This is a genomic window from bacterium, assembly GCA_016708025.1.
GTDB lineage: Bacteria > Zixibacteria > MSB-5A5 > GN15 > FEB-12 > FEB-12.
Genome location: JADJGQ010000001.1, coordinates 841,324 through 868,125, shown reverse-complemented (window position 1 = coordinate 868,125; position 26,802 = coordinate 841,324). Strand labels below are relative to the sequence as shown.

31 protein-coding genes and 1 tRNA gene are annotated in these 26,802 nt (G+C 53.6%); 4 read left to right on the top strand and 28 right to left on the bottom strand.

Going from position 1 to position 26,802, the window contains the following annotated elements; all coding sequences use genetic code 11:
- Positions 1–73 precede the first annotated feature (73 nt).
- The 24 genes from IPH75_03810 to ruvC form a co-directional block, all read right to left on the bottom strand.
- Positions 74–1,246, bottom strand: coding sequence for a DUF1972 domain-containing protein (locus tag IPH75_03810; GenBank protein ID MBK7141193.1), 1,173 nt, complete (start codon positions 1,244–1,246; stop codon positions 74–76).
- Positions 1,236–2,435 carry a glycosyltransferase gene (locus IPH75_03805; GenBank protein ID MBK7141192.1) on the bottom strand — a complete coding sequence of 400 codons (1,200 nt, stop codon included), beginning with the start codon at positions 2,433–2,435 and terminating at the stop codon, positions 1,236–1,238. The genes IPH75_03810 and IPH75_03805 overlap by 11 nt, the downstream gene beginning before the upstream one ends.
- A complete protein-coding gene (locus tag IPH75_03800; GenBank protein ID MBK7141191.1) occupies positions 2,432–3,730 on the bottom strand; it encodes an O-antigen ligase family protein in 1,299 nt (432 codons plus the stop codon). Before IPH75_03800 ends, IPH75_03805 begins: the two co-directional genes overlap by 4 nt.
- Complete coding sequence (locus IPH75_03795) at positions 3,727–4,875, bottom strand: glycosyltransferase family 4 protein (protein ID MBK7141190.1); 1,149 nt, start codon at positions 4,873–4,875, stop codon at positions 3,727–3,729. The genes IPH75_03800 and IPH75_03795 overlap by 4 nt, the downstream gene beginning before the upstream one ends.
- Entirely contained in the window at positions 4,872–6,437 is a 1,566-nt protein-coding gene (locus tag IPH75_03790; protein MBK7141189.1) for a flippase, read from the bottom strand. Before IPH75_03790 ends, IPH75_03795 begins: the two co-directional genes overlap by 4 nt.
- Positions 6,438–6,730: 293 nt before the next feature.
- The gene (gene gmhA, locus IPH75_03785) at positions 6,731–7,306 is read right to left on the bottom strand and encodes a D-sedoheptulose 7-phosphate isomerase (GenBank protein ID MBK7141188.1); all 576 of its coding nucleotides are present in this window, start codon (positions 7,304–7,306) and stop codon (positions 6,731–6,733) included.
- The gene (locus IPH75_03780) at positions 7,306–7,749 is read right to left on the bottom strand and encodes a dTDP-4-dehydrorhamnose 3,5-epimerase family protein (GenBank protein MBK7141187.1); all 444 of its coding nucleotides are present in this window, start codon (positions 7,747–7,749) and stop codon (positions 7,306–7,308) included. Before IPH75_03780 ends, gmhA begins: the two co-directional genes overlap by 1 nt.
- Positions 7,750–7,775: 26 nt before the next feature.
- Positions 7,776–8,666 (bottom strand): dTDP-4-dehydrorhamnose reductase, encoded by an 891-nt coding sequence (gene rfbD / locus IPH75_03775; GenBank protein ID MBK7141186.1) that lies wholly within the window; start codon positions 8,664–8,666, stop codon positions 7,776–7,778.
- Entirely contained in the window at positions 8,650–9,543 is an 894-nt protein-coding gene (gene rfbA, locus IPH75_03770) for a glucose-1-phosphate thymidylyltransferase RfbA (GenBank protein ID MBK7141185.1), read from the bottom strand. Before rfbA ends, rfbD begins: the two co-directional genes overlap by 17 nt.
- Positions 9,540–10,613: a dTDP-glucose 4,6-dehydratase gene (gene rfbB / locus IPH75_03765; GenBank protein MBK7141184.1), complete on the bottom strand. Its 1,074-nt coding sequence runs from the start codon at positions 10,611–10,613 to the stop codon at positions 9,540–9,542. Before rfbB ends, rfbA begins: the two co-directional genes overlap by 4 nt.
- An 89-nt stretch (positions 10,614–10,702) precedes the next feature.
- Positions 10,703–11,167 (bottom strand): hypothetical protein, encoded by a 465-nt coding sequence (locus IPH75_03760; GenBank protein ID MBK7141183.1) that lies wholly within the window; start codon positions 11,165–11,167, stop codon positions 10,703–10,705.
- 37 nt (positions 11,168–11,204) lie between these two features.
- Positions 11,205–11,277, bottom strand: a tRNA-Thr gene (locus IPH75_03755).
- Between the two features lie 80 nt (positions 11,278–11,357).
- Positions 11,358–12,752 carry a cysteine--tRNA ligase gene (locus tag IPH75_03750; GenBank protein ID MBK7141182.1) on the bottom strand — a complete coding sequence of 465 codons (1,395 nt, stop codon included), beginning with the start codon at positions 12,750–12,752 and terminating at the stop codon, positions 11,358–11,360.
- 3 nt (positions 12,753–12,755) lie between these two features.
- Positions 12,756–13,832: a M42 family metallopeptidase gene (locus IPH75_03745; GenBank protein MBK7141181.1), complete on the bottom strand. Its 1,077-nt coding sequence runs from the start codon at positions 13,830–13,832 to the stop codon at positions 12,756–12,758.
- Between the two features lie 95 nt (positions 13,833–13,927).
- Positions 13,928–14,665, bottom strand: a complete 738-nt coding sequence (locus IPH75_03740; GenBank protein ID MBK7141180.1) for an HAD family hydrolase — start codon at positions 14,663–14,665, stop codon at positions 13,928–13,930.
- 4 nt (positions 14,666–14,669) lie between these two features.
- Positions 14,670–15,683 carry a D-alanine--D-alanine ligase gene (locus IPH75_03735; GenBank protein MBK7141179.1) on the bottom strand — a complete coding sequence of 338 codons (1,014 nt, stop codon included), beginning with the start codon at positions 15,681–15,683 and terminating at the stop codon, positions 14,670–14,672.
- Between the two features lie 2 nt (positions 15,684–15,685).
- Positions 15,686–16,312 carry a DedA family protein gene (locus tag IPH75_03730; GenBank protein MBK7141178.1) on the bottom strand — a complete coding sequence of 209 codons (627 nt, stop codon included), beginning with the start codon at positions 16,310–16,312 and terminating at the stop codon, positions 15,686–15,688.
- On the bottom strand, positions 16,305–16,793 hold the full coding sequence (locus tag IPH75_03725; protein ID MBK7141177.1) for a 2-C-methyl-D-erythritol 2,4-cyclodiphosphate synthase: 489 nt from the start codon (positions 16,791–16,793) through the stop codon (positions 16,305–16,307). The genes IPH75_03730 and IPH75_03725 overlap by 8 nt, the downstream gene beginning before the upstream one ends.
- A complete protein-coding gene (ispD, locus tag IPH75_03720; GenBank protein MBK7141176.1) occupies positions 16,780–17,469 on the bottom strand; it encodes a 2-C-methyl-D-erythritol 4-phosphate cytidylyltransferase in 690 nt (229 codons plus the stop codon). The genes IPH75_03725 and ispD overlap by 14 nt, the downstream gene beginning before the upstream one ends.
- 41 nt (positions 17,470–17,510) lie before the next feature.
- On the bottom strand, positions 17,511–18,551 hold the full coding sequence (gene queA / locus IPH75_03715; GenBank protein MBK7141175.1) for a tRNA preQ1(34) S-adenosylmethionine ribosyltransferase-isomerase QueA: 1,041 nt from the start codon (positions 18,549–18,551) through the stop codon (positions 17,511–17,513).
- Positions 18,552–18,571: 20 nt separating this feature from the next.
- Positions 18,572–18,874, bottom strand: a complete 303-nt coding sequence (locus tag IPH75_03710; GenBank protein MBK7141174.1) for a hypothetical protein — start codon at positions 18,872–18,874, stop codon at positions 18,572–18,574.
- 33 nt (positions 18,875–18,907) lie between these two features.
- Positions 18,908–19,933, bottom strand: a complete 1,026-nt coding sequence (ruvB, locus tag IPH75_03705) for a Holliday junction branch migration DNA helicase RuvB (GenBank protein ID MBK7141173.1) — start codon at positions 19,931–19,933, stop codon at positions 18,908–18,910.
- Complete coding sequence (locus IPH75_03700) at positions 19,933–20,577, bottom strand: hypothetical protein (GenBank protein ID MBK7141172.1); 645 nt, start codon at positions 20,575–20,577, stop codon at positions 19,933–19,935. The genes ruvB and IPH75_03700 overlap by 1 nt, the downstream gene beginning before the upstream one ends.
- Positions 20,574–21,068 carry a crossover junction endodeoxyribonuclease RuvC gene (ruvC, locus tag IPH75_03695; GenBank protein ID MBK7141171.1) on the bottom strand — a complete coding sequence of 165 codons (495 nt, stop codon included), beginning with the start codon at positions 21,066–21,068 and terminating at the stop codon, positions 20,574–20,576. Before ruvC ends, IPH75_03700 begins: the two co-directional genes overlap by 4 nt.
- A 156-nt stretch (positions 21,069–21,224) precedes the next feature.
- Here ruvC and IPH75_03690 point away from each other — a divergent pair, with 156 nt between their 5' ends.
- Positions 21,225–22,526, top strand: coding sequence for an MFS transporter (locus IPH75_03690; protein ID MBK7141170.1), 1,302 nt, complete (start codon positions 21,225–21,227; stop codon positions 22,524–22,526).
- Here the strand turns inward: IPH75_03690 and IPH75_03685 are convergent.
- The 4 genes from IPH75_03685 to IPH75_03670 form a co-directional block, all read right to left on the bottom strand.
- Positions 22,492–23,271: a TIGR01458 family HAD-type hydrolase gene (locus tag IPH75_03685; protein ID MBK7141169.1), complete on the bottom strand. Its 780-nt coding sequence runs from the start codon at positions 23,269–23,271 to the stop codon at positions 22,492–22,494. The genes IPH75_03690 and IPH75_03685 overlap by 35 nt on opposite strands.
- Before the next feature lie 68 nt (positions 23,272–23,339).
- A complete protein-coding gene (locus IPH75_03680) occupies positions 23,340–23,966 on the bottom strand; it encodes an OmpA family protein (protein MBK7141168.1) in 627 nt (208 codons plus the stop codon).
- Positions 23,967–24,129: 163 nt separating this feature from the next.
- A complete protein-coding gene (locus IPH75_03675; protein MBK7141167.1) occupies positions 24,130–24,558 on the bottom strand; it encodes a hypothetical protein in 429 nt (142 codons plus the stop codon).
- Between the two features lie 207 nt (positions 24,559–24,765).
- Positions 24,766–25,515 (bottom strand): YebC/PmpR family DNA-binding transcriptional regulator, encoded by a 750-nt coding sequence (locus IPH75_03670; protein ID MBK7141166.1) that lies wholly within the window; start codon positions 25,513–25,515, stop codon positions 24,766–24,768.
- Positions 25,516–25,673: 158 nt separating this feature from the next.
- Between IPH75_03670 and IPH75_03665 the strand changes: the two genes are divergently transcribed.
- From IPH75_03665 to IPH75_03655, 3 genes are all read left to right on the top strand, one after another.
- Positions 25,674–26,003, top strand: coding sequence for an HIT family protein (locus IPH75_03665; protein MBK7141165.1), 330 nt, complete (start codon positions 25,674–25,676; stop codon positions 26,001–26,003).
- Positions 26,004–26,135: 132 nt separating this feature from the next.
- The gene (rpsU, locus tag IPH75_03660; GenBank protein MBK7141164.1) at positions 26,136–26,330 is read left to right on the top strand and encodes a 30S ribosomal protein S21; all 195 of its coding nucleotides are present in this window, start codon (positions 26,136–26,138) and stop codon (positions 26,328–26,330) included.
- Between the two features lie 3 nt (positions 26,331–26,333).
- Positions 26,334–26,780 (top strand): GatB/YqeY domain-containing protein, encoded by a 447-nt coding sequence (locus tag IPH75_03655; protein MBK7141163.1) that lies wholly within the window; start codon positions 26,334–26,336, stop codon positions 26,778–26,780.
- Positions 26,781–26,802: the final 22 nt, after the last annotated feature.

The following is a 26,802-nucleotide window of genomic DNA, read 5'->3' as shown; positions in this document are numbered from 1 at the left end:
GTGAGTTACAGGAGTGATTTGAGAGGTGTCGCCAGTCGGCGCAAAAGTGTGAAGGAACTGCCCGGCCAGCCGATCATTTCGTTCCAACTGGGCTGTGCGTTCGAATGTGCTGAGTTAACGGCCGGTAGTTTGCCACTCCTCTGACGGCCAGTTGCATGTAAGCCTCGGCGACCGCATCCCATTGGTAAAGGGAGTGGACGCGACGCGCCAATTCGGTCGACTGAAGGGGGCGCGATAGAGACTCGAAGAACGTCGGCGTGATGTTTTTGGAATCGAAATAGAGTCCCAGCGGGCCGAGTACTTCGCGGCTGAATTCGCAATCGATCGCCATGATCCGAGGACAACAGCTCATTGCTTCGAGTAAGGCGGGGTTGGTGCCGCCGACTGAGTTTCCGTGCACATAGCAATAACAGTTGGCTCGAAGCACCGCGAGGACTTTAGGGTCATAAATCGCATTGGAGACGATGACATCCGGTGAAGTTTCCAGCGCCTTGACGCGTAACGCATACTCGGTCTTGTCTTTGAATCCAACGAGGATCATCTGGAATCCGCGGTCAGCCAGTTTTGATTCACGAAAGGCAGACACGGTTTCCAAAGGGAGATTGTCCGGTTCAAAGCGAGTGATCTGAAGGAAGTACTTCTCCTTTTTCAGGCCATACTTTCTGAGGATCATCGCCGTTTCAGGATCGCTGACCTCCATCACGGAAGGTGCACCGTAAGGGATCATCGTGCTTTTGGCGAAGAAATGTTTTAGATAGTATGCTTGTATGGCGTACGAGTCGGAGATCAGGCGACGGCATAGCAGACTGATAATGAGCGAAGACACTATGTAATAGAGTTTGAATGGCCAGGACCATTTGGCCCGTCGCCACTCGAGACCATCGGTATTAACGGACATCGGTATTCGCGCCAGCCAGGTCATCAAGATGCCCGGGAAATTCGCGTTGTTGAACCAGAAGATATGCTGGTACCGACGGCGATTTTTGATGAGGTACCACCCGGTCTGGATCGCCGAGACAAACGTATCGAGCGTGCGCGACCTGCTCCCTTTCACATAGACAAGGTTGCGGCCCTGATGCTGGGTCGGGAGGTTGCCGGTGTTGGATGCGCGACAGATAACATTGCATTCATAACCTGCCGCAACGAAGCGCCGGGTGATCTCATCGACAGCAGTTTCAAATCCGCCATAACTGGCGGGAAGTCCCCGAGTGCCGCAAAAACCGATCGGCCGCTTGTCAGACGACATACAGCTCCTTTCGGTCGGTGGAATGAGAAAGGGCGGTAAGCATCTGTTCGGACTTGTGTGCCCAGGTTAACTCGACTGGCAGGTCTCGTCGAATCGGGCCGCAGTTGACAGCGGACTGAACGGCATCGGAGAAACGGGAATGCGACGTCTCCAACCAGACCCCTTCAAAGCTGTCAGTCACGCCGTTACCCGGAGTTGAGACGACCGGCTTGTCGGCGGCCAGATATTCGTAGAATTTGATGGCGTCGCCGCCATGTTGTTTGTCGCCGACGCAGTAAGGGATCAAACAGACATCAAAATGCCGGACATAGGCCGGATAGTCACGGTAGTGTTTGTCGCCCAGGTAGTGGAAGTTGGCCACTTTGCGAATTCGGTCGTATACGGCTCGATCAAGAATCTGGCCGATCAGGACAAATGAGATGCCGGGGTTGTTCCAGATCACTTGGTTGAGCAGGTCGACATCGAGAAGGTGAGTTACCTTGAGGCCCATGCCAACAATCGGCCGTGCGACATTCTGGAGATCGTCAGGGATCGGGTAATCAATTTGAAACAGCTCAGGACGAACACCATTCCTGATCACTGAGCAATCCGGAATCTGGTGCATGACATTGTAGAATGCGCTGTTTTCTTCCGAGTTGGTCGACCAGGATGTTGCGGTCCGGGCATACGTTGCGTAGGCTGATTCAAGCTCCGGCCGGATCTTCTGGTTGGATGGAAAACGGAGGAAATTATCCCATGCGTCAAAATGGCGAAGATCGGAATCGAGTTGCGCAAACAGCTCGGCGGCGTAGACATTAAAACTGATTGTAGAAAAATCGTGCATGCCCAGCATGATCAGATGCCAGTCGACTGACGCTTTCAGCGCTTGGCTACCGTATGCATCAAAAAAGTGCCTTTTCCCCCTGATCAGCGGGCCGACAATCGATTTATCAAGCGTATCCAATACATAGGTCTTGGGAGCTACCTGTACCAGATGGCCGCGCGAGTCAGAGTGAAGAAGATCTCCTTCACATTTCCACCACGTTCGACGATAAACCATCTCCGGCAGGCTGATAGGGCGATTTACAATCAGTATCTTGTCAACCTGATCGGAGTCGGCCATTTCGCGGATCAAATGCGCATCGCGCGTCCTCTCCCCTTCGCGCTGCACCTTGCGCCAATCGTGGAATGGGATGATCAGGAGGTTCATTTACTCACTCCTGGTTTTCTGTTCCATTCCAATGTCCTGAGGTAGCCGACATAACAGCCCGAGAGTGTCCAAAAGATCAGGTTGACCGGATAAGCTGATAGCGTGGAGCCGGTCAGGCCGGAGATCAGGATCACCACAAGTGCGCCAAATGCGGCCATCGCCAATGGTCGGTCATCAAGAGCGACCAGCTTGCGAGCCGCCAGAAAAATTGAAAAAAGAATCCCAATAAACAGCAACAGCCCGATCAGGCCAGTCTCCAGGCCGACCCAGAGAAAGAGATTATGACTCGTGATATGCAGGCCGTTAGATGCGGCAAAATGAGCTCCCATCGCATCCGATGCACTCCCCATTCCGGCACCGAGCGGATAATCGACAAGCGTTTTGACTGCGTGACTGTAATCCTCAAATCTCCCCTGCAATCGGCCATCGTTCTGCAGTGATTCCAGCAACGAGTAACCTTCGACAACCGAAGCGACCGTGCTTGAAGTCGCTTTTGCGATATAGAATCCAACCACGCCGGTTATTAGTACCGTCAGCGCGATAGCTATTACTCTGCCGCGGGCATGACGCAGGACAAACACGAGGACAACAGGGATCGAGACTAGCAGTGCTATCAGGCTGGCGCGAGTCAGCGAAGCAACGCAGGCGCACACAGCAAGAGCCGCCAGCCAGGTGAACCATCGGCTTCTGGTCTCCGCTCGAAGAGCAACGGCTATCCAGAAGATCAGTCCGGCGAAAATCCCCAGATGAAACGGGCCGGAGAATAATCCAAACGACCGGATCTTTCCAAATATCTGCCAGGTATCCATGTCGGCGGCGGTGCTTTCGATCAGGGCCTGGTCAAAGTCGGAGATGACAAAGAATTGCTTTATCGAGTAGAGAAGTATCGGCACGGCACAGAACGCCAGTAATTTCCAGAGAAAGAGTATATCGCCGCGTTTGCGGATCGCAACTATCCCGACAAGAAATCCGAGCATCTGGAAGATCAACCGACGATACCCTTCCATTCCAAGGAGAATGGATGGCACGTTTGGATGGAACAGCTCCAGCGTCCCGACGATAGTAAACGCAACAATAAGCAGCTCAACAGCACCTGCTCTTGCTCGCCCGCTCAGCCAGAGAGCGGCCACCACAGCGCAAAGCGCAAGAATCATGACATCGGTCGCCAGGAGAAGTGTGCGCGATCCGAGCAGGACCTTCCCGATATTGACATACAATCCGATAGCAAACAGCACGGAGATAGCTCCGATCAGGAATCCCCGACGATTGGATGACGCGGCCAAGGCGTGACTCATGCCGCCTCCCCATAGGTCAGTCGAGCGCACTTCTCCCACGTATACTCCATGGCTCGGCTACGCGCCAGCTGGCCCACCTGACGGAGCATCGGTTTGTTGCCCAAGAGTTGAATTAGTCGTTGGGTGACAGCGTCAGTATTGGCAGGTTCAACCAGCCATCCGGTCTGGTTATCAAGTACGACTTCGGGGACTGCGCCGATCGAACTAGCAAGCGAAGGCAACCCCTGGGCTGCTGCTTCCAGATAAACCAATCCGAAGCCTTCGATCTTGTGGGGATCCGGCTCGCCCGGCATACAAAACAGAGTCGCGCTGGCATACAGGGCGCGCAGATCGCGGTCGCTCAATCTTCCAAGGAAGCGAACATCCGCTCCGCACTCGGCAGCAAGTTTTAGGATCTCCTGGTGGTATAATTCATCAGAAGCTGTCCCGACTATTGCGTACGTCAACTTGGATTTGAGTTCTGACGGAAGTGCGCGCAATGCGTTCAGCATTGTCCGGTGCCCTTTGCGGCTATCCAGACGAGAGACCGTCAGCAGCAGATCATTTGTTTTTGGTATATCGAACTGCTCGCGAACATTGTCTGCATCGGCCGCTTCAAACCAGTATCGGCTGACACCTAAGGGTGAAACATCGACTTTGTTGCTATCTACATGCGGACACTTATCTAGTAGCATTGTGCGGGTGAAATCGGAAATTGCGATCAGACGGGCTGGACGTTCATACATGCGACGAGTTCCGGTGAGGGTCGCCTGGATGGAGGTCCGCAGTCCGAGGATATCTGTGCCATAGACGGTCGCCTGGTATTCGACTTTTCGGAAATGGCGCACGAAGGCCAGGGCCATGACGAAAGAAGGATCGACCGCATGGACTATATCAAAATTACTGGTATCAATGCGGGAAGCGCGACGAAACAACGACGGTAGTTCCTTTGGTCCATAGGCGGCGGCTCGAAAGCGACGCACCGCATACGGGGATGAGCTATCAATTCCACTGCAGTCCGCGTAGCTGTCCGGTGCAATGACCGTTACTTCATGTCCCAAAGTGACGGCAGAAGTTGCCAACTCGGATGCATATCGGGATATCCCTCCCTGCATGGGCGGGAATTCATGCGTCAGCATCAGGATCTTCTTGCTCCCCCGCGTCATGAGTTGCCCCGCTTGATTCGCGATGTAACTATGCGAAGCACTTCTCCGCGCTCGTTCAGACTAAGCCCATGCATCCAGACAACGGTGACCACACCGGCAATAAGACCAAACGCCGCGGCCACTCGAAGAAGTGGCGAGTGAACAAACGTTATCGTCCAGGCAAGCGCGAGTGAGGTCAGCACCAGCGTGCAGATCTTCGCTTTCGGCCAGAGGCTCTCCCCCGGCGTTCCGATCACACGTGCAGAAAGAGTGAACAGGAGAATTGATTCAATCAACAGCCGGGCTGTCCAGACCATGGCTGCCCCGGCAATGCCAAATCGGGTGGTGGCAAACCAGAGAGCCGCTATGTATATCGGCAGCTCGATCAGGTACATGGTTGCGGTCATGTCAGGACGTCCGAGAGCTTCGATCGCCGAAAGCGGGACGCGCGCGATGGAATTAATCAGCACGCCAACCGCCATGAGTTGCAGGACGATCGCACTGTGTGCGGCAAAGTCGGCATTGAGCCAGAGATTCAGGAAAGGTTCAGCCAGCGTGATCGCTCCGACAACGATCGGCAACATGGTGAGAAGAATATATCGCACCGCTTTCTGATGCAGCCGCACGACATCCTCTCCCGGCTTGGCCGAGTAGGAACTGAATACAGGGAAAAGGACCGTAACCAGACCGGTCGGGATTATGAACAATTTCGTCATCAAGTCAAACGGAGTTGCGTAGTACGCTACAGCTGTCAGGGTCAGGAAAGAGCCGACCAGAAAGCGATCCGCCTGCCCCATCATTGGGGCGATGATATTGCTGACCGTCACCCACTTCCCGTATCCCAACAATTGCAGCAACATGGTGCGACTGATGCGCCCATATTTCCAGATCCCCAAACCGCGAAGGGCAAACCGCAGATAGACGGTCATGACTATTGTTTTGGCCATTGTCAGGGCCAGGACAATCACAAACAAGTCGCGGGAGAATGGGAGTACCAAGATCGGGACCAGAAATGCGGAGACACTGCTTGGCACTCGAATGGAATTGGCCAGCGCGAATTTTTGTTGTGCCTCCAGCACACCACGGGCGCAAGCATTGGTCAGCAAGATCGGGATAGACGCAGCCACAACGTACATGGTTGCGAGCGCTTCAGCGCGAAGTTCCGGCGGAATATTCAGCCAGTCATTAACGACGGTTGGGGCCAGTAGCGAAACCAGAATCGTGCCGATCAGTCCGCCGCTTCCCGCCAGCACGAGTGCGTTGAGTACCAGGGGGGCGAGTTCCGCTTTTCTTCCCTGGGCGCTGTATTCGGCGACAAACTTGGTGGTGGCGCGGCCAATCCCCATATCGAAAATATTGAAATAGCCAACCACCATCCAGGCCAGCGACAGCAAGCCAAACCGATCGGTCCCCAAATTCGCCACCAGCACCGGGATCGACACAAAACCGACCACCAGCGGTGCGATCAGACCGGCATAATTATACAGGCTGTTACGGGCTAGTTGCCGTCCGGAATAGCGGAACGGCTGTGCCTCGGGAGATTTGGAAGCTATGTCAATTTCTGATGTTACAATATCGGTCACAGTCATCATCCTTGATGAACAGGCAACGTATGCCCCTACCCGCAACAGTTCAACCAAAACTCGACGAAACCAGCCCATGTGCTACACTGGCCACGGTGGCTGGAGGTGCATGCGACAGATGTCCGTATCTATCCGCTTTCAATATATCAAGAAGAGTGCCGAAAAGGAGACAGATCAGCATCGCTTTGTGGAACCATAGCTTAGACTTAGCGAAGATTCCACCGCCTCCGGTTGACCGATAGAAAACGGAAACGATTACTGGCGTGTGAAGGAAAAGATTTCCGAAACGACCGCTACGAGATCGCGAAATGACGGTCTACCAGATCGCACAGAATATGGGCGATCAGGATATGCATTTCCTGAATATGCGGCGTGTGAGATGATGGGACGATCAAAGCAAGGTCGGATGCGGCCTTTAGCTCTCCACCGTTACCGCCGGTGATTCCGATGACAGTCATCTGCGCTCTGCGTGCCGTAGCCGCCGCGGCCAAGACATTGGAGGAATTGCCAGAAGTAGAGATGGCGATCAGGAAATCCCCCTTCTTTCCCAAAGCCTCAACCTGGCGAGAGAATATCTGCTCGATACCAAAATCATTGCCGATAGCGGTCAAGGCGGAAGTGTCAGTCGTCAATGCGATTGCCGGAAGTGGACGACGATTTTTGGCGAGATACCGCCCGGTCATCTCTGCAGCGATATGCTGGGCATCGGCGGCCGATCCGCCATTCCCACAGAGCAGTATCTTGTTGCCTGCCTCAAGTGTGGCAATCAAACGCTTGCCCACCTCAGCGATCTGTTCGATCAACTGGCCATTCACTGCCATGGTGACCGCCAGATGCTCGGCGATCGTCTTCTGTATCAGTTCTTTCATCAGTCTAACCTGAACGGTGAATCTGGGTCATTCTCATGCCGGATCTCATCAACTGCCTCTTTCCTCCCCCATCCGGCGTATAGTCTATTCGGCGCATTATACACGATTCCATCGACTGTGCCAATGTTCTTATAGGCGTGCACCACTCCGGGCGGGACGATCACGATGGCTCGATTCGTTTCACCAAAATCAAACCGACAGGAGGTTTTGAAGGTCTCGGATTCAGGTCGCGTATCCCAGAGGTACAGGCGGAATGTCGATGGCCCCAGGAATGCAAACAGGTCGGCCTGTTCACGGTGTTCGTGCGGGCCGCGTGTCACTCCTGGACGGGTCATCGAAAGGTAACACATCACCGGATGAAATTCAGCCGGCAACTCGTCATGGCGAAAGATCTCGATCAGCCATCCGCGGCTGTCCGTGAAAGGTTCAAGTTGCCTGATCATCACGCCGGGGATGGGACATTCGAGGATCACAGTTTTTCTCCATGGGTCGACAGGAACTGGTGCAGTGCGGCATCGTGCGGACTCATCAGATTCAGCCCTGCCTCTTTGAGCCGGGCGTTCTCCAGAACAGAATATTTCGGGCGCGGCGCCGGTCTAGGAAATTGCTCGGAGCTGCACGGTTCCAGGTCAGCCGCTATATGCATCTCATCAAAGATCTGGCGTGCGAGGCGATACCAGGTGGTCTCCCCCTCTGAGGTTGCATGCAATAACCCAAAGATGCCGCTATCAAGTATCACTTTCGTTTGTCGCGCTATCTCCGCTGTCCACGTTGGGTTACCGTGCTGGTCGTCAACCACCTTCAGCGGCGGCAATGCCTTCCCTGACAACTTTGCCTCTTGAAACTCACGCCCCAAGCGGAGAATTGTTTTGACAAAATTCTTACCGTATAGGCCATACACCCAACTGATTCGCATAACCACGTAGTTGTCGACACATACCTTCACACGCTCTTCCCCATCAGCCTTGGATCGTCCATAAGCGGTCTGCGGGTTGACCTCGTCGGTCTCAAGATACGGACGGTTCGAGTGACCATCGAAGACGTAATCGGTCGAGTAGTAAAGCATGTTGGCGCCAACTTTGGTGGCTGCTCGAGCGACATTTTCGGTGCCATCAGCGTTGATCGCCTGCGCCAGACCGGGATTCGCTTCGCAACCATCTACATCGGTATATGCGGCTGTATGAATGACCCACTGCGGTTTGATGGCGCGAAAGGTCTCCAGCAGTCCCGTAAAATTGCAGATATCGACATCGGCCTGGTCGATCCCGACCACGGTCGCATGGTCGCAGAGATACCCCATCAGGTCCATGCCGAGCTGCCCCTGGCAGCCGGTGATCAGTATTTTACCAGTGACTGCCATTGACTTCGTTGATAACGTCTGCGAGATACCGTCGGTACTCGTTATTCCCCATGGAGGCAATGATGCTGTCCATCTGTTGTCGATTGATGAATCGCTGGCGGTAAGCAATCTCTTCGATACAGGCGACCTTGAGCCCCTGCCTCTTTTCGATGGTGGCGATGAACTCGCCGGCATCAAGCATCGATTCATGCGTGCCGGTATCAAGCCAGGCGATACCGCGTCCAAGGCGCACGACTTTCAGATTCCCCTGCTCAAGATAGGCCCGGTTAACATCGGTGATCTCCAGCTCTCCCCGTTTCGAGGGAGTGAGATTTTTTGCGATATTCACCACCTGATTGTCATACAGATAGAGCCCGGTTATCGCAAAGTTCGATTTCGGCTTGGATGGCTTCTCCTCGATCGAGATCGCCTTGCCCGAAGCATCAAACTCGGCGACGCCGTATCTTTCCGGGTCTTTTACCCAGTAGCCGAAAACCAATGCCCCATCGCGGAAGGTTGAGGCGGACGGCAGGAAATCGGACACACCGTAAAAAATATTGTCACCAAGAATGAGCGCGACCGAGTCATTGCCGATGAACTTCTCGCCAATGACAAAGGCCTGAGCGATCCCTTCCGGCTTCGGTTGTATGGCATAGGAGATGGAAAGTCCAAGCTGACGGCCATCCCCGAACAACGCTTCAAATTTTGGTATATCCTGTGGCGTGGAGATGATCAGGATATCCTGAATCCCGAACAGCATGAGGGTCGACAACGGATAGTAGATCATTGGTTTGTCATAAACCGGCAGAAGCTGTTTGCAGACAACCTGCGTAACCGGATAGAGCCGGGTGCCACTTCCACCGGCGAGAATGATCCCCTTTGTGACCTTACTGCTCATCGTTTCCCCAGTGTGCGATCGTGATACATCCGTTCATAATATTGAAGATACTCACCGCTGATGCAGTTTTCAAGCCATTCGGCATGCTCCAAATACCATCGCACGGTCCTGCGCAACCCATCTTCGAAGGTGCATGATGGCGTCCAGCCAAGTTCATTCTTGATACGAGAGGCATCAATCGCATAACGGCGGTCATGGCCGGGACGGTCGGTTACGAAGGTGATTAGCGACTCACGTGGGCCTCCACCAAGAGACTCATCGATTGTCTTGCAGAGCAATTGCACCAACGACAGATTGCTGATCTCGCTGTGACCGCCGATCGCGTAGGTCTTCCCGGTGATCCCCTTATGGAAGACCAGATCGAGGGCGATGCAGTGGTCCTCGACATACAGCCAATCTCGCACATTGCCGCCATCGCCATACACCGGCAGGGGTAAGCCCGCGACGGCATTCCGGATCATCAGGGGAATCAGTTTCTCCGGAAATTGATATGGACCATAGTTGTTGGAGCAATTGGTCGTGACGACATCGAGACCATACGTTTTGTGATACGCACGAACGAGATGGTCCGCCGACGCTTTACTGGCCGAATAGGGTGAGTTTGGACGGAACGGGCTCTCCTCGTTGAAGAAGCCGTGGTCACCGAGTGAACCATACACCTCATCGGTGGAAACATGGTGGAACCGGAATGGTTCACGTTTGTTTGCCTCGCGCGCCAGCTCAAGCAGATTGAATGTCCCGATGATATTCGTGGTGATGAACTCGGCTGGTCCGGAGATAGATCGATCCACGTGGGATTCAGCCGCGAGATGGATCAGACCGTTGAGTTGGTACCGTTCAAACAGCTCTTGCAGTGACTCGAAATCGCAGATATTTGCTTTGGCGAAAGCGTAATTTGGGGCGTTTTCGATCGAGACCAGATTGGTCAAATTGCCGGCATAGGTGAGGCAATCGACATTAACAAACAGGTAGTCAGGGTGTTTCGGGACAAGCCGAAGAAGCAAATTAGAGCCGATAAATCCGGCTCCGCCGGTGACGGCGATGCGACGAGTGAAATCCCTTATCTCCATTTTGTCAATGATACTCCTGGCATTTGAGACCTATATAGGCGTCGCCGAACCGATGTTCAACCAGAACTTTTGAGCGAAATTTGCGGAATTCAGTGGGCGAGTATGTCGTTTTTGCCGGGTGGTGCAAATGGATCGGAACTGAGCGCCTCCCAACCCTTTACACTTTCATCTATCCACCCCACCTGCTCTAGTCGCTTCTCATTCGCAAGCGCCGCAGCAATCGCCTTAATGACTTCTGGCTCCTTACCAGCTTTGCCTTTGGCTCGACTGAACCACTTGCCGATACCACTCGTCTCGTGAGTGTGAATAAGCCACTGATCGTCGGTGTCATCCACCTTGCTGCAACAGACCATAATCAAGCCGTGATCGCCGCGCAATTCGACATACCATCCCCAATCCTCGGGTCCAATATTGCCGATCTGGATCCCAGCTTCAGACAACCGCGGCGCGAGCCATTCTGCCAAATGCTTACCGGGCTTAAGGTACTCATCATTCTCGAGTGCAGAGGTTTCGTCAGGGAACATGGAGGTGCGAAAGAGAACCATCCGTCGCATATAGACATCTCCCTCTATCGGATTGGATAAATGAAAGAGCCGGCGACAGGAGTCGAACCTGCGACAGCCTGATTACAAATCAGGTACTCTACCAACTGAGTTACGCCGGCCTGGTCGGATATGGTACTGAATCAACCGCCGCGATTCAAGTGCTTTTCGTTAGCCTGAATCGCGACAGATGTTCAATTGTTCAAACCTTTCGTTTCCACTTTACCCCCTGGGGGGTGTCCTCAAGAACTATCCCCTGCGCCAGCAGGTCATTGCGGATCTGGTCCGATTTCGCGAAATCCTTTGCCTTGCGGGCATCCTGACGTTGCTGGATCAGCGCCTCGATATCGGCATCGAGCACCCCGGCCTGTTTTTTGAATCCGAGGACCGAATCAAAGCGATCGACCAAAGCAAGGACAGCATCCCGTTCAGGCGCTGAAAGCTTGTCCTCAGCTTTCAGCTTATTGATATCGCGAATCAGGTCAAACAGCACGCCCAAAGCGCCGGAGATATTCAGATCATCATCAAGATTCTCTTCGAATCCGGATTTCGCTTTGTCGATAGCCCCCTGCGCGGTGCCATCGGATCGGCCGCCGCCATACAACGCCAGATTGTCGACAAAGTCGTTGTACCGATCCAACGCGCTTCGAGCGGCATCAAGACCATCGAACGTGAAATTCAATTGCTGGCGGTAATGCGTCGAGAGCAACAGATAGCGCACGGCCAGTCCCGGATACCCCTTATAGAGGATGTCGCGCAGGGTAAAGAAATTCCCCAGCGATTTCGACATCTTCTTCCCCTCGACTATCAGATGCTCGCTGTGCAGCCAGTAAGAAACGAATTTCTCGCCGGTTGCCCCCTCGGATTGAGCGATCTCATTCTCATGGTGCGGGAACATATTGTCGACCCCGCCCGTGTGAATGTCGAACGTTTTACCGAGGTACTTCATCGACATGGCCGAGCATTCCAGGTGCCAGCCGGGACGCCCCTTGCCGATTTCTGTCTCCCAGAAAGCGCGACCATCTGCTTCATCCCAGGCTTTCCAGAGCGCAAAGTCGGAGACGGAGTCCTTCTCATATTCATCGGCGGCGATGCGCGCACCCGGTTTCAGCCCCTGCATATCGAGATTGGCCAATTTGCCGTAGGCCGGGAATGAGCCAATCTTGAAGTAGTAGTTGCCGTTTATCTGGTACGCATGCCCCTTGGCCTCGAGTTCTTTCACGATCTGGACCATCTCCGGAATATGATCGGTCGCGGCCGGGTAGTGCTCAGCCGCCTCGATCCCAAGCGTCTTCATGTCGGCGAAAAACGCGTCAATGAACGGCTTGGTGAATTCCTTGGTGGTGATCCCTTTCGCATTCGACTCGCGGATGATCTTATCATCGATATCCGTCAGGTTCATCACCTGTGTTACCTGGTACCCCTTGTATTTGAGATAACGGCGCAGCAGGTCTTCGAACATGTAGGTTCGGAAATTGCCGATATGCGCAAAATTATAGACTGTCGGGCCGCAGGTATACATGCGAACTTGACCCGGCTCGAGCGACTTGAACTCTTCAGTGCGGCGCGTCAGACTATTCTTGAAACGTAACGCCATTGCTTATCCTTCGGTCAGTGATTTGACCGTCCGGCTATCCAGCTTCTTGATCAGCTCGACCACCAGTTTAATGGTGGTTTCGTAATCATCGCGATGCAGCATCGCGTTATGGCTATGAATATAGCGTACCGGCGGTCCGATAACGATTGACGGGACACCGACGCGGCTGATATGAACACGCGAACCATCGGTTGCCCCTCTCTCCATAGTGGTCAGGTGGATCGGCAGCTTGTTTTTGGCGGCCGTGTCGATCACCATATCCCGCAGCTTGAGATTGGGAATCATCAGCGCATCATAAATGAGCACTGCCGCTCCGCCACCCAGCCGTTCGGCCTTTTTGGTCGAATCCGGCGGCACATCGAGGGCGATGCCGGTATCGACCACAATACAGATATCCGGTTCGGCCAGATAGGCCAGAGTATGGGCGCCACGACAACCGACCTCTTCCTGGACGGAGCCACAGCCGAGGTAGGTATTCGGATGTTTGATCTTTTTGAGGCGACGGGCTACCTCGATGACAATTGCGCAGGCGACGCGGTTATCGAATGCCTTCGCCATGTAGACTTTCTGATTGCCCAGAATGGTGAACTGCGAATCCGGAATGATCGGATCACCCTGCTTGATACCAAGCTTCTTTTTGACATCGAACTTCTGCACCACGCCGACATCGATGAACATATCCTTGATATCGAGTACTTTTTCGCGCTGGGCAGGTTCAAGGATGTGAGGCGGACGTGATCCGACCACACCGATCACCGGTCCTTTGGACGTGATGATCCGCATCCGCTGGCCAAGGGCGACGTGCCCCCACCATCCACCAAGCGGGAGGAATTTGATATAGCCGTCATCCGTGATCTCTTTCACCATGAAGCCGATCTCGTCCATATGACCGACCACCATGACACGAGGGTTAGCCGCACTTCCCGGCTGGACACCCATGATCGAGCCCATTTTGTCATAGCTGACCTCTTTGGAGGTCGTTTTCAGTTCGCGAGCCATGATCTTCCGAACTTCGGTCTCGTATCCGGAGACGCCATTCGCTTCAGTGAGCTCTTTGAGCAGCAGTTCTGATGAATCCACGGTTCTACCTCAATAGTTGATCTGATTACGTACCAACAAACGCCGGCCCCTGGCCGGGAATCGCTAATATAGAATGCTAAGTCTTTGTCGTCTACCTAATTTTGCAGGTGATCGAACAGCTCTGAGAGGGTACTTATTATACGGGTGTCGGATGGCATGGTTGCGGGGTACTCCCTCCCCTCCTTGCGTCGCAGAATCGCCGGCATGCCGATCCCGTTCGGTCCGGTGATGTCTTCAATATATCTGTCGCCGATATACAGACATTCTTCGGGCGCAAAGCCAGCCAGTTCTGCCCCTTTGCGGAAAATATCCGGGTGCGGTTTGCGAAGTCGGAAGGTTGAACTGAAAATCGCAAAATCGAGATACGGCTCAATACCGAATTTGGCCAACTCATACCGATGTACCCGTTCCGGGAAAACGGTATTCGAAATAAGCCCGATACGGGAATATCTGGCGCGAAGTCTCTCCAGAGTCGGAAGCGTATCGTCGTAAATGAACAGCAAGGTGTCCACCGGCTTGTAGTAAGCATCGAAGAATCGGTCGACAAAGTCGGGCGTGACGTAGTCGGTGTACGACCGAAGCATTTCTGCGGCAACTTCTGGGACATCCCACTCGACCAGCGTTTCGGTGGCCCGTTTTCGGTAATCGGATTTGGCTTCCTCGAACATGCGGTGAAACTCGACCGGGTCGGGGATCCGGTAGCCATGTTCTAGCAAAAATCCGTGGGCATTGTGAGCGCAGAGGACATTTAGTTCATCCCAGGCAACTGCCTCATACTCGATAAGGGTCGAGCCGAGGTCAAAGATGATCGCCTTGGGGTTGAGCTTCTCCATACGCCTACTTCTTCAACGCCGATTGAATGATTCTCTCGATAAGTTGGTCGAAACTGAGGCCAACACATTTTGCCGCCATCGGGGCAAGCGACAGGTTGGTCATCCCCGGCAGCGTGTTGATTTCAAGGCAATAGTAACGACTATCCGGCGCCAGGATGAAATCAACACGAGCCAGACCGGAGGCGCCGACGACCTCAAATGCTTTGACAGCGTCCTGCTGGATTCGCTTAGCGATGGATGGCTCAATATCGGCCGGGGCAATATACTCGGACATTCCCTTCGTATATTTCGCCTGGTAGTCATACAATTCGTTTTTGGGGCGAATTTCGACGATTGGAAGTGGCTCGCCATCGAGGACTGAAACTGTCAGCTCGCGCCCTTCGATGAACTGCTCGACCAGTATCCGCTTCCCCTCTTTGGCTGCGGCGCGAAGGGCCGGGATGATCTCAGATGCCTTGTGCACTTTGGTCAGGCCAACCGTGGAGCCGCCATCGTTCGGCTTGATAATGACCGGCAATGTGAATTTGGATGATATGGCCGCTGCCGTCGAACTCTCGCACCCTTCGCCGGTATATTTGACCAGCAGCCATTCTGGCGTAGGGATATTTTCAGTCGAAAAGAGTCGCTTGGAAATCGCCTTGTTCATAGCAATAGCCGAGGCCGCCATATCCGAGCCGGTATATTTGATACCTGCGAGACCAAGCAGACTCTGGATAGTCCCATCTTCTCCAGCCCCGCCATGCAGGCCCAATACGACCATATCCACTTTGCCGATCTCAGGGCTGGCCAGTGCTACCGAAAGTGTTTTGTCAGGGTCTGCGACCGGGATATTCGGTTGGTTGGTGGGGAGCAGATTATCGAACTGGCCATCGGAGCCGACCAGGAGTCGTCCGCCAGCAGGGTCGATTGCGGTCACGGAATGGCCGAGTCGGGCCAGTGCTTCATAGATCGCTTTTCCGGAATTAAGCGAGACCTGATTTTCCGATGAATTCCCCCCTGCCAGCAGCAACACGCGCATCGCTATTTCCTCGTCCTGTACCGTTTGATCCGACGCCAGACAAAAAGACCGATCAGGAGTCCGACTATTGGCCAGACAATGATGTTATACGTCCGGACGTACTGTTCAATCAAGCTAAAGTTCTCTACTAATTTTATCGCCAGGGTGACCAGCAAACCTGTGAAAATAATGTAGGACAGCAGCGAATAGAAAAACATCCTCATCGGATAGTAGTGGGCGATCCCTGCGGCTATCGCCAGCGCCGAGCGAAGCCCGAGGATGAACCGGGAAGATACCAATATCAAACCGCCGTAATTCTCAAGTCGTTGCTCCATCCGGGTAACATCATCGACTGTAAACCAGCGGTAGTTCTTGCGGATGACAAATTCTCGGCCGTAATGACGTCCAATGTAATAGAGGATCATCACCGATGACATCCCGCCGGTCAGCACCACCGCGACCGTGGTAGTCAGATCAAGGCGCTGGAGCGCTACTAGTCCGCCCGCCGCCAAAATGAAGGTGTCCCCCGGGAAAGGCGGCACAATATTCTCCACAAAGCAGGCGATAAAGATCATGGCATAGACCCAGAACGAGCCATAGGCAAAGATCTGGTCGAGGATTCCGTTAAGGTCGGTCAGTGATTCAGTCATGGTCAGCTATCAGACAGACGGCCGATGCTGCTATCCCCTCTTCCCGTCCAATCGTGCCGAGAGTTTCGCAGGTAGTCGCCTTGATCCCGATCTGGTCGACGGCTACACTAAGGGTTGAGGCGATACGGCTTTTCATAGTTGCAAGATGTGGCGCGATTTTGGGTCGTTCGGCCATCACCACAGAATCAATATTGATGATCCTGGCGTAACCTGCTTGTTCAATCAGGCGTTTTACTTCGGTCAACAATTTCAGCGAGTCCGCATCTTTGAATTTCGGATCAGACGGCGGGAAGTAATGTCCGATATCCGGTAGTCCGGCCGCTCCGAGCAATGCGTCGCAAATCGCGTGTAACAGGACATCGGCATCGGAATGCCCCAGAAGCCCTCGATCATGCTCAATCTCAACACCACCGAGAATCAGCTTGCGACCTTCCACCAGTCGGTGAATATCGAATCCCTGTCCGATCCTAATCTTGCTCATACATCTCCTGTTCGATCAAGACTTCGACCATCAGCAGGTCATCGGGAGTAGTGACTTTCAGATTCGATGAATGTGGTGGGACTACATGCACCTCAACTCCGCGCATTTCAACAAGCGAGGCATCATCGGTGACCGAAGTCTGGTGTTCCTGATGGGCGGCGATGATCGTCTCATATCGGAAGACCTGAGGAGTCTGAGCAAGGAAGAGTTTTCGTCTATCCAAAGTCGCAACTACAACCGAGTCCTCTACCCGTTTGACCGTGTCGGTCACGGCCGTGGCCAGCATGGCCGCTTCATGTTCGCGCGCCATCTCAACTGTCAGATCGATATCCGATGGAAGGACCAGCGGTCGCGCGCCATCATGAATAGCGACAAACTCGGTATTGGCGGGCATAGATTGGAGCCCGAGCAGAACTGATTCCTGGCGTGTCTCTCCCCCGGAAACGATCTTATAGACCTTCTCAAAACGAAACGGGTCGATGACGTTGTCGCCGGTGAACATCAGGTAGTCAGATGATACCACCACTATGATCTTATCAATGGAGGAAGCGGCCTCGAAGCGGCTGATAGTCCAGGCCAGAAGCGGTCGTCCGCAGACGGTGACAAATTGCTTGGGTATCTCTCCCCCAAAACGGGTCGACTGTCCTGCGGCAACGATCAGGGCGGTAGTACTCATGGCGACGAATATAGCTCTGTCAAAAGCGGCATAAAAGAGGATTATAGGATCAACATGGCATCGCCATAACTATAGAAGCGATAACCGTTTTCAATCGCCTCGCGATAGGCTCTCAGGATAAGCTCGCGACCGGCAAAGGCTGAGACCAAAATCAGGAGCGATGACTTGGGAAGGTGAAAATTGGTGATCAGGTGGTCGGTCACACTGAATCGAAACCCAGGGCGAATATAAAGCGAGACCTTCCCCGCAAACGGTTTGATACCTGATTCAGTTCTGCCGGCAAATTCAAGCGTGCGAACGGAAGTCGTCCCCACCACCCAGACCTTCTTGCCTCTCTTCCAAACTTGCTCGAGTTGGTAGGCTGACTCGGCGGACAGCTCGGCAAATTCCGGGTCGACAGTGTGATCCTCGATCTGTTCAGCCTTGACTGGCTTAAATGTCCCCGGGCCGACATGGAGTGTCAGTTGTATCAGCGGAATTGACCGTTCGGCCAGTTTGTCCAGGATCGCCTGCGAGAAATGAAATCCGGCTGTCGGAGCGGCGACTGCCCCCTCTTTGGATGAGTCGGCAAAAACGGTCTGATAACGTCGAAGGTCAGACGCATTATCCTCGCGAGCGATATAGTGCGGCAAGGGGATATGGCCTGCTTTGGTGATCACCTTCCGACAGGCCGAGCGGCTGGTGAAACCAACACGCCACTTGCCGTCACCGAATTCCTCCAGCAGTCTGACACTACCAGCCTCGCCGAATAGGATACTCTCCCCGACTTTGACTTTTCGCGATGGTGAGACCAGGGCATCCCAGATAGTCTCGTCGGAATCAGGCAAAGCTCTCACCAGGAATACCTCTACACGCGCACCGGTTGCGCGATTCCCCCAGAGCCTGGCCTTAAAGACTTTGGTATTGTTGACCACGACACCATCGCCCGGGGCAATGTATTCGAGAATATCCGAGAATTTGCGATGCTGGATCGAGCCATCGGCTCGATCTACAACCATCAATCGCGACATCCCTCGTTTAGAGGGCGGCTCCTGGGCGATCAGGTGCGGCGGAAGATGATAATCAAAGAGAGAGGTTTCCATGGATGCGGTATGGGCTACCGCTAGCGGGTTTTGAATGTGGTGAGACGGTCGATCCAGAGCTGGGTCAGGGTCTGCTGTTCGGAGGTCAGCGAATTGGGAAGCGGTGTGCCATGCATATAGCCGTCCAGTGCATCCAGCGCCGTCCGTGTATCCTCGACTGTCAGCGTGATCCCAGCCTCATTCTTAAGTTTATCGCGCAGGCGTAATGTTTCGGTCAGGAGCATGCCGACTACCCCGCTTGGGTCATTCTCGCGGTTGAACATCTGCTCACCGAGAGACTGCATTAAGAGGGCGAAAGCGTCATCATTTTTGCGAACATCCATGCAATACTTCCTTGTGCCGAAATGACCTGACGATCAGAACATCGATTCCTGACCGTTCCCCGGTATCTTGAGACCGAGATGTTTAGCGGCATCCAGGGATGCCATCCGACCGCGCTTGGTTCGCTGAATATAACCGATCTTGAGCAGGTATGGTTCGACCATATCTACCAGGGTGTCGACCTCTTCGTTCAGTGTCGCCGCCAGTGCTTCGATCCCCACCGGGCCCCCTTTGTAGTATTCGATGATGATCCTGATCAATTTTCGATCCATATCATCGAGCCCCATCAGGTCGATTCCTTCGGCATCCAGCGCCTTGCCGGCCAGTTCCGGTGTGGCCGAGCCATTCCCTTTGACCGCCGCGTAATCGCGAACGCGCCGGAGCAAGCGATTGGCAATACGAGGTGTACCGCGCGACCGCTGGGCAATGGTCAGCGCCGACTCTTTGTCGATAGGCGTATCCAAAAGCGAGGCCGACCGCAGGACGATTGTCTGCAAATCGCTCGGCTCGTAAAAATCAATATGGTAGTACAGACCAAAGCGATCGCGAAGCGGCGCGGAGAGCATTCCGGCGCGGGTCGTCGCACCCACCAACGTGAATTTTTTGAGGGGGACATTGATGACTTTAGCAAACGCCCCTTTGTCCACCACGAAATCAACCTTGAAGTCCTCCATCGCAGGATAAATGAACTCCTCGATGATTGGCGACAAGCGGTGAATCTCATCGATGAACAGGATATCACCCGGATTCAAATTGGTCAGGATGCCCATCAAATCGCCAGTTCGTTGCAGTGCCGGACCGGAGGTCGAGATCAATTTCGACCCCATCTCATTCGCGATGATGTGCGCGAGCGTAGTCTTACCGAGTCCGGGCGGACCATACAGGAGTACATGCTCGACTGATTCATTCCGCATCTTGGCGGCATCGAGCAATACCTGTAACTTCTCTTTCAACTCCCGCTGCCCGATATATTCGCCCAGCGTTCGCGGACGCAAGGTGAACTGCAGGATATCTTCATCCGGGGTGACTGGTCCGCCGGAAACAATTCTCTCTCTCGCCATTACGACTCTACCTTCACTTCACGTTCATTGCGGAACATGATCGTAATCAGATCCTCCACCCGTTCGATCTTGGGGTTCGCTTTGATTGCGGCCTGGATCATCGTCTGAGCTTCTGTGCGCGAATACTGCAACTGAATCAGAATCTCCATCGCCTCATCAACAAACGGCGTGACTACCGTTTCCGGGCGAGCCAGCGGTTCCTCAGTACGGGAAAGGGCAAACTTGGTCGTTTTGCCGTGAAGTTCGGCGATGATCTTTTCCGAGAGTCGCTTCCCTACGCCCGGCAATCTTGACAGCGATCCCGTGTCTTTCATTTCGATTGCCGAGGCGATATCCCGTATCGGCAGGATCAGCGATTTCAGCGCCTTGCGCACGCCCATACCGGAAACCTGGGTCAACAGCGAGAAGAACTCGCGATCGAGCGGGTCGAGAAAACCGACCAGCCGCGGATATTCGTTTGCCTTTTTATCTCCCGCCTCAATGAAATAGATCGTTTCGAATGATATCTCTTTACCGATACCAGTCTCTTTCAACCGTTCGGCCAAAGCAGATGGTATCATCAGTTCATATGAGATCCCGGCGACCTCGACCAACGCCGAAGCATCGCCTACCGAAACTAGTTCTCCCTTGATCCGGCTTATCATACGGCAATCATCCCATGGTGTGCTTTGGCGCGACAGTGGCAGAGTGCAACCGCCAGCGCATCGGCGGCATCAGGAGGTTCCGGAATGGTCGGCAAGCGGAGTGCGGAACTGACCATCCGCTGCATCTGAGATTTGGTCGCCCGTCCATTGCCGGTCAACGCTTTTTTGATCCGGGTTGCCGCGTAAGAGACGACCGGGACATTCGCCTCGGCGGCCCGAAGATAGATCACCCCGCGCACATGCCCCATGATCACTGCGGTGATCGGATGAGAGTAATGCGAGTACAGCTCTTCTACGACGATTACATCCGGGTGAAACTGCGCGATGATGTCGCTGATTTCGCGCGCGATCTCGCACAATCGGACCTCAAACTGATCCTTGTCGTTGGATCGCACGACCCCCGCCTCGACCACAATCGGGTGGTCGTTGCCGGCATCCAGTAGGCCGTAACCGGTGATATTGAGTCCAGGGTCGATTCCAAGTACGCGCATAGAGGCATAAATAGGCGCCAGAGGCGGAAATATCAATTAAAATCTCAGATTCCTCGTCTTATGTGATTGTGCTATTCAGACTTGTGCGAGATGCGGCAATTGATATATTCGAACTACCGATAGCTTATTCACGGCGGCGGGATCAAACAGTAATAAATGACTACTCCAACCCGGCTCTTCAACTGCAATTTTCTGCTCCTTTGGCAGGGGCAATTGATCAGCCGGATAGGGAACGAGGCCCACTACGTTGCGCTCGCCTTCTGGGTCAAGCATGCAACCGGCTCGGCCAGCCTTATGGGAGCCTTCATGATGGCCGCGACCATCCCCCGGGTGATCATGGGACCATTCGCCGGCGCGTTCACGGACCGTCACTCCCGACGTGGCGTTATCATTGTTGCCGATATCATCTGCGGGCTTTCGGTGGTCAGCCTGGCGTTACTTCTTTTCTTCTACCCCAATGAAACCGACCTGATCCTCTGGTGGATGTTCATAGTAACGGCTCTGGTTGCCACCGTCAGTTCTTTCTTTGGACCGGCGTTTTCTGCCTCAATTCCGGACATAGTCCCCAAGGAGAAACTGGCCCCGGCCAATTCTGCCAATGCCGCATCAAACCAGTTGTCTGGATTCATCGGACTTGGCGCCGGCGGAGTGCTCTACCGACTTATAGGAGCTCCGTTTCTCTTTCTCTTTGATGGTCTCTCTTATATCGTCGGAGCGATCTTTTCATCCTTTGCCACCATTCCGCAGACCCTGCCGGAAAAGAAAGTGACCGCGCGGGAGTCGCTTCGCCAGGTCAAACTGGATGTGGTCGATGGTTTCCGATATGTCTGGAAACAATCGGGGATGCGCTCGCTTTTCCTGTTCGCCGCGGCCCTGAATTTCTTCTTCACGCCACTGGCAGTGCTGATCCCGTTTTTTGTCGAGGATACACTTAAGTCGACTCCCGACTGGATGGGATATATGATGGCCGGGATGGGAGTTGGCTCGCTCGTCGGTTATGGGCTCGCCGGTTGGGTTAAATTCAGTCCGCGAATGCGGTCGCGCATGATGATCGTCGCCATTACTGTCATGTCGGCGCTGGTTGGTGTCACAGGGCTGGCAACCACCCCGATTCAGGGGATGGTTGTGCTGTTGATTCTGGGAGTGCTGAATGGCTACATCAATATCAATATCGCGACCATCTTACAAGCGACTACGCCTTCGGAGATCCGTGGGCGGGTATTCGGTCTGCTGATCACGCTGAGCACTGGACTGACGCCGATTGCGATGGGACTCGCCGGAATTGTCGCCGACCTGGTAGATCAGAATATCCCGGCGATCTTTATTGGATGCGGGATCTGTGCAGTCGCCTGTTCGCTGGCAGTCTCTCTCTCTAAACCATTTCGGGACTACCTGGCCTACGAACAACCGGTCGGGCCGTCAACTACCAGGTCAACATCCCCGGAAGATCCGCAATAGAATCAATTATCAAATCCGGTTTGACCGATGATCCCTCGGTCACGGACTCCCGGAATTTCCCGGTACGGACCAACACGGCCCGCATCCCTGCCTGCTGGGCACCTTCGATGTCGTTGTACAGATCATCCCCGACCATCACGACCTGATCCGGCGGGCAGCCGAGATCTCCCAGAGCCAACTCGAAGAATGACCGCGACGGCTTCCCGACCACCAGAGCCGGTTTGCTGGTGACATATTCGAGCCCGGCAATAAACGCACCAATATCCATCCGGAGTCCGTCTCTGACCTGCCAGTATCTCCCCTTATGAAGCGCGAGAATTGTGGCGCCATCCATGATCAGTCCAAACAGACGGTTCATCAACGGGTAATCCCATCTGTCGCCGACATCGCCTATCACAATGTATTTCGGATAATGCTCTTCACGGGGGAACTCCGCAAAATCACGCGAAGTATTCTCATTCAGCACCAGATGAATCGGCGGTGAACCTTGTTGACGAAGGAATCGAACCGCCGCTTGTGGCGCAGTGAACACTTCGGATTTCTCAATTGGCAGTCCCATTTCGACCAATTCGCCATACATCGTGTCGAGCGATCGGGTGGTGGTATTGGTGGTGAAGCGGCATGGGATATTGCGCGCGTGCAGAAACTCGATCGCTTCCCGACCCCCTCGAATCGGCTCTTTCCCGACAAAAAAGACACCATCAAGATCAAACAAAAACGCGCGGACGGTTGAGAAGTCTATCATATACAGCGGGGCAATTCGTAGGGCAGGATCCCTCGAACGAAGTAAGAGAGGATCCTGCCGATTCTCGCCTACATCTTCACCAATTCAACCCGACGGTTATTCGCCTTGCCTTCGGGGGTGGTGTTGACATCGATCGGCTTGGTCTCACCAAGCCCAGCGGATGCAAGACGGGCGGCATCAACCTTGTAGTTGTCGACCAGGTATTTCTTGACTGATTCTGCTCTCCGTTTGGAGAGATCCAGATTCGACGCATCATCCCCGTCACTGTCGGTGTGCCCTTCGATCGAGAGTTTCAGCACCGGATCATCGGTCAACATCGTGCCGATATCAGCGAGAGTTTTATACGACTCTCCCTTGATGACATCGGAGCTGACATCGAAATAGATGCCGTGGGTGATGATCTTGCCGCCTTCGTCGAGCTGTTCGCGCATCGTTTTGCCCCCTTCGGCAAAGCGGAAATTGCGGAAGAACATCTTTTCCATCTCGAAATCCTCATCACCTGCGTAGAAGCCCAACTGGAATCCGACCGGCAAAAATCCCGCCGTGCGCGGAGCGTTTACCATCCGCTCGTTGTCGATATAGATTTTGAGGGTGCTTTTTGTCACCATTGCCCGAATGGTGTGGATCCCCTTCGGCCAATTCGCCGGAACCTGCTTATCGGATATCCGATGGTCATCCCCCTTATCATCGTGCATATAAAAATAAGCCTGGTCGCTGTTGACCAATGTCGATTCGCGCGGCCGGGTAAACCGTCTGCTTCCTCATAAACCCAACTTGATACGTATGTCCCGCTATAATCCGTCGTCCGATTCAAAACTCGTATTCGACAGTATACTTCTCCGGGGAACTGGCTGACGCTCATTTGGGCAAGATCTCCCCGCGAGTGGAAGACATGATCCACGACTCTTTCCCCACCTTGGCGATCTCAAATACGCCCCCATCCAGTTTCCAGCGCGACGGAAACTCGGCGATCTCTTCTCCCGCGAGGTCGTCGTAAAAGAGCACGGTCTGGCCGGGGACAAAATCGAACTTGGTGTAAAGTTTGAACTCGTCGGCCGGAGCTGCGGTGGAATCGGATTTGGCCGAGTCCGACTCGGTCGCCTCTGTGGTTTCTTTCGCTTCTTCAGTCTCTTTCGGTTCTGTTTTCTTATCTCCGTCGATCTTTTTTTCGACCGCCTTTTTGGCTTTGTCTTTCAGTTTGCCGAACTGGGCATGACTGGACGTCGGCAATGAGAGAGTTATGGCTGCGCAGAGGAATGCGAGAATGAGTAGACGTGCGTACTTCATATGATCCTTCTTCAGCATGAGGTCGTCACTTCACTGACTTATGATGTTTCGACGTGCAAAAATTCGAAGCAAAACGAGTATAGGCGTTGCCTTCAAAAGACTCAAGTAGAAATTGCACAACTTCAATGATGCAAAAAGCCTCAATAGCCAAACAAAAAAGGCAGGTTTTCACCTGCCTTCACATCTGCTGTGCGATTGAGAAAAACTCTACGCCAGCTTCTCCATCAGCTTTTCGTCGATATCGAAATTCGAATAGACCTTCTGCACATCGTCATGCTCTTCAAGCGCTTCGTACAGCTTCATCATCGAGGATGCTTCGGTCTCGTTGGTGATCTTCACCGAGTTCTTTGCATTCATCGTGATCTCGGCCGACACGATCGGGATGCTCTTTGATTCGAGCGCACTCTTGACCGTCTCCAGGTCAGCCGGCTGAGTCAGAATTTCAATAGAGGCTTCATCGACTGAAATATCATCGGCCCCCGCCTCGATAGCGGTCTCGGTGACGACCGCCTCATCGGCCTGCGTCGGGTCGACCGTGATCACTCCCTGCTTTTCAAACATCCAGGCAACACATCCAGCGGCGCCAAGGTTGCCGCCATGTTTGGTCAGCATATGGCGGATCTCGGCGACAATTCGGTTTTTGTTGTCGGTCATCACTTCGAGCATGATCGCCACACCGGCCGGACCGTATCCTTCGTAGACGATCGATTCGTAGGTCACACCGGGGAGTTGGCCGGTCCCTTTGAGGATAGCGCGCTTGATATTGTCCGCCGGCATATTGACGCCTTTGGCGGCGGCAACTGCGGTACGCAAACGGGCATTGTTGATCGGGTCCCCGCCGCCTTCACGCGCGGCGACAGTGATTTCTTTGATATGCTGGGTGAAGAGCTTCCCCCGCTCCTGATCCAATTTCCCTTTTTTTCGTTTGATCGTTGCCCATTTTGAGTGACCTGACATGGGACCAACCTCCTCTAACTCTATTTACAATCAGACATTACCGAGTTGCGGCACACAGCCGGGATGGAGAATCTAATACATCTTCACCATGTTGGCAAGTGGGCAGATTGAACCTAAATCCATGTTGCGTTCGGACCTATCCGGCATATATTCGCCCCATGCCTTGTATCTTTTGTCGCATAATCGCTCGGGAGATCCCGGCCAAAATATTCTACGAAACCGACGAAGTGATCGTGATAGCGGACCATCGCCCGAAAGACCGTGTCCATCTGCTGGTTTTCCCGAAAGTTGACCACCAGAATTTCTATAAATCCCCGCCCGATCTGCTGGCGATGATGAACCAGACGGTCAAAACGGTGGTTGAAAAGCTCGGGATCGCCGACCATTTCCGGGTAGTTATCAACAACGGCTACGGCCAGGAAGTCGACCATGTCCACTTCCACATTCTCTCCAACCGGGGGGAAGACAGGCTGACCTGGCTGGAGTAGGTGTGTGGGCTTCGACCCGTCGATTTTGCGTTATTTTTCGAAATCTGGTTGACAAACGGGGGGAATCTGACGAAATTGGCGATATATAGTTGTGATATAGCACGTTATAGCCGTCTGAAGGAGGTGAAGTAGTTGACAGGAGTGAGAGTTCGGGACGACGAGTCCTTTGAGAAAGCTCTCCGACGTTTTAACAAGTTCTGTGAGAAGTCCGGCATTTTGTCAGATTTCAAGAAACACCAGCACTACGAGAAACCTTCGGAAACAAAGAAGCGGAAATTAGCAGCCGCGCGTCGCAAACAGCGTCGGAATTCGCGGATGGAAGAATAGAGCATGTCTCTACTTCAGCAAATCGACACTGATTTGAAAGAGGCCCTGAAAGCCGGACAGAAAGAACGTCTGTCTGTACTTCGGGGCCTCAAATCTGATATCAAATACAAGCAGATCGAGATCGGGCATGAGATGTCTGATGCCGATGTGATCGGGGTTCTGACCTCTGCCGCCAAAAAGCGGAAAGAGTCGATTGAGCAGTACGGAGCCGGTGGCCGCGCCGACCTGGTGGCCGCTGAAGAGTCCGAGCTGGCAATCATCAATTCCTATCTGCCAGAACAACTTAGCGAAGAGAAACTTCGCGAGATCATCAAAGAGACTATTGCCGAAACCGGAGCCAACAACCCCAAGATGATGGGACTGGTCATGAAGGCGCTCCTCCCCAAAATCAAGGGAATGGCCGATGGCAAGCTGGTCAGCCGGCTCGTCACGGAATTCCTTGCCAACTGATTAAAAACTTTCCTACCCTTCC

Bases quoted from the DNA above. Each gene is read 5' to 3' on its own strand.
- IPH75_03810 (MBK7141193.1), bottom strand. From the start codon at position 1,246: ATGTCGTCTGACAAGCGGCCGATCGGTTTTTGCGGCACTCGGGGACTT.
- IPH75_03805 (MBK7141192.1), bottom strand. From the start codon at position 2,435: ATGAACCTCCTGATCATCCCATTCCACGATTGGCGCAAGGTGCAGCGC.
- IPH75_03800 (MBK7141191.1), bottom strand. From the start codon at position 3,730: ATGAGTCACGCCTTGGCCGCGTCATCCAATCGTCGGGGATTCCTGATC.
- IPH75_03795 (MBK7141190.1), bottom strand. From the start codon at position 4,875: ATGACGCGGGGGAGCAAGAAGATCCTGATGCTGACGCATGAATTCCCG.
- gmhA (MBK7141188.1), bottom strand. From the start codon at position 7,306: ATGAAAGAACTGATACAGAAGACGATCGCCGAGCATCTGGCGGTCACC.
- IPH75_03780 (MBK7141187.1), bottom strand. From the start codon at position 7,749: ATGATCAGGCAACTTGAACCTTTCACGGACAGCCGCGGATGGCTGATC.
- rfbD (MBK7141186.1), bottom strand. From the start codon at position 8,666: ATGGCAGTCACTGGTAAAATACTGATCACCGGCTGCCAGGGGCAGCTC.
- rfbA (MBK7141185.1), bottom strand. From the start codon at position 9,543: ATGAGCAGTAAGGTCACAAAGGGGATCATTCTCGCCGGTGGAAGTGGC.
- rfbB (MBK7141184.1), bottom strand. From the start codon at position 10,613: ATGGAGATAAGGGATTTCACTCGTCGCATCGCCGTCACCGGCGGAGCC.
- IPH75_03760 (MBK7141183.1), bottom strand. From the start codon at position 11,167: ATGCGACGGATGGTTCTCTTTCGCACCTCCATGTTCCCTGACGAAACC.
- IPH75_03750 (MBK7141182.1), bottom strand. From the start codon at position 12,752: ATGGCGTTACGTTTCAAGAATAGTCTGACGCGCCGCACTGAAGAGTTC.
- IPH75_03740 (MBK7141180.1), bottom strand. From the start codon at position 14,665: ATGGAGAAGCTCAACCCCAAGGCGATCATCTTTGACCTCGGCTCGACC.
- IPH75_03735 (MBK7141179.1), bottom strand. From the start codon at position 15,683: ATGCGCGTGTTGCTGCTGGCAGGGGGGAATTCATCGGAAAATCAGGTC.
- IPH75_03730 (MBK7141178.1), bottom strand. From the start codon at position 16,312: ATGACTGAATCACTGACCGACCTTAACGGAATCCTCGACCAGATCTTT.
- IPH75_03725 (MBK7141177.1), bottom strand. From the start codon at position 16,793: ATGAGCAAGATTAGGATCGGACAGGGATTCGATATTCACCGACTGGTG.
- ispD (MBK7141176.1), bottom strand. From the start codon at position 17,469: ATGAGTACTACCGCCCTGATCGTTGCCGCAGGACAGTCGACCCGTTTT.
- queA (MBK7141175.1), bottom strand. From the start codon at position 18,551: ATGGAAACCTCTCTCTTTGATTATCATCTTCCGCCGCACCTGATCGCC.
- IPH75_03710 (MBK7141174.1), bottom strand. From the start codon at position 18,874: ATGGATGTTCGCAAAAATGATGACGCTTTCGCCCTCTTAATGCAGTCT.
- ruvB (MBK7141173.1), bottom strand. From the start codon at position 19,933: ATGGCGAGAGAGAGAATTGTTTCCGGCGGACCAGTCACCCCGGATGAA.
- IPH75_03700 (MBK7141172.1), bottom strand. From the start codon at position 20,577: ATGATAAGCCGGATCAAGGGAGAACTAGTTTCGGTAGGCGATGCTTCG.
- ruvC (MBK7141171.1), bottom strand. From the start codon at position 21,068: ATGCGCGTACTTGGAATCGACCCTGGACTCAATATCACCGGTTACGGC.
- IPH75_03690 (MBK7141170.1), top strand. From the start codon at position 21,225: ATGACTACTCCAACCCGGCTCTTCAACTGCAATTTTCTGCTCCTTTGG.
- IPH75_03685 (MBK7141169.1), bottom strand. From the start codon at position 23,271: ATGATAGACTTCTCAACCGTCCGCGCGTTTTTGTTTGATCTTGATGGT.
- IPH75_03680 (MBK7141168.1), bottom strand. From the start codon at position 23,966: ATGCACGATGATAAGGGGGATGACCATCGGATATCCGATAAGCAGGTT.
- IPH75_03675 (MBK7141167.1), bottom strand. From the start codon at position 24,558: ATGAAGTACGCACGTCTACTCATTCTCGCATTCCTCTGCGCAGCCATA.
- IPH75_03670 (MBK7141166.1), bottom strand. From the start codon at position 25,515: ATGTCAGGTCACTCAAAATGGGCAACGATCAAACGAAAAAAAGGGAAA.
- IPH75_03665 (MBK7141165.1), top strand. From the start codon at position 25,674: ATGCCTTGTATCTTTTGTCGCATAATCGCTCGGGAGATCCCGGCCAAA.
- IPH75_03655 (MBK7141163.1), top strand. From the start codon at position 26,334: ATGTCTCTACTTCAGCAAATCGACACTGATTTGAAAGAGGCCCTGAAA.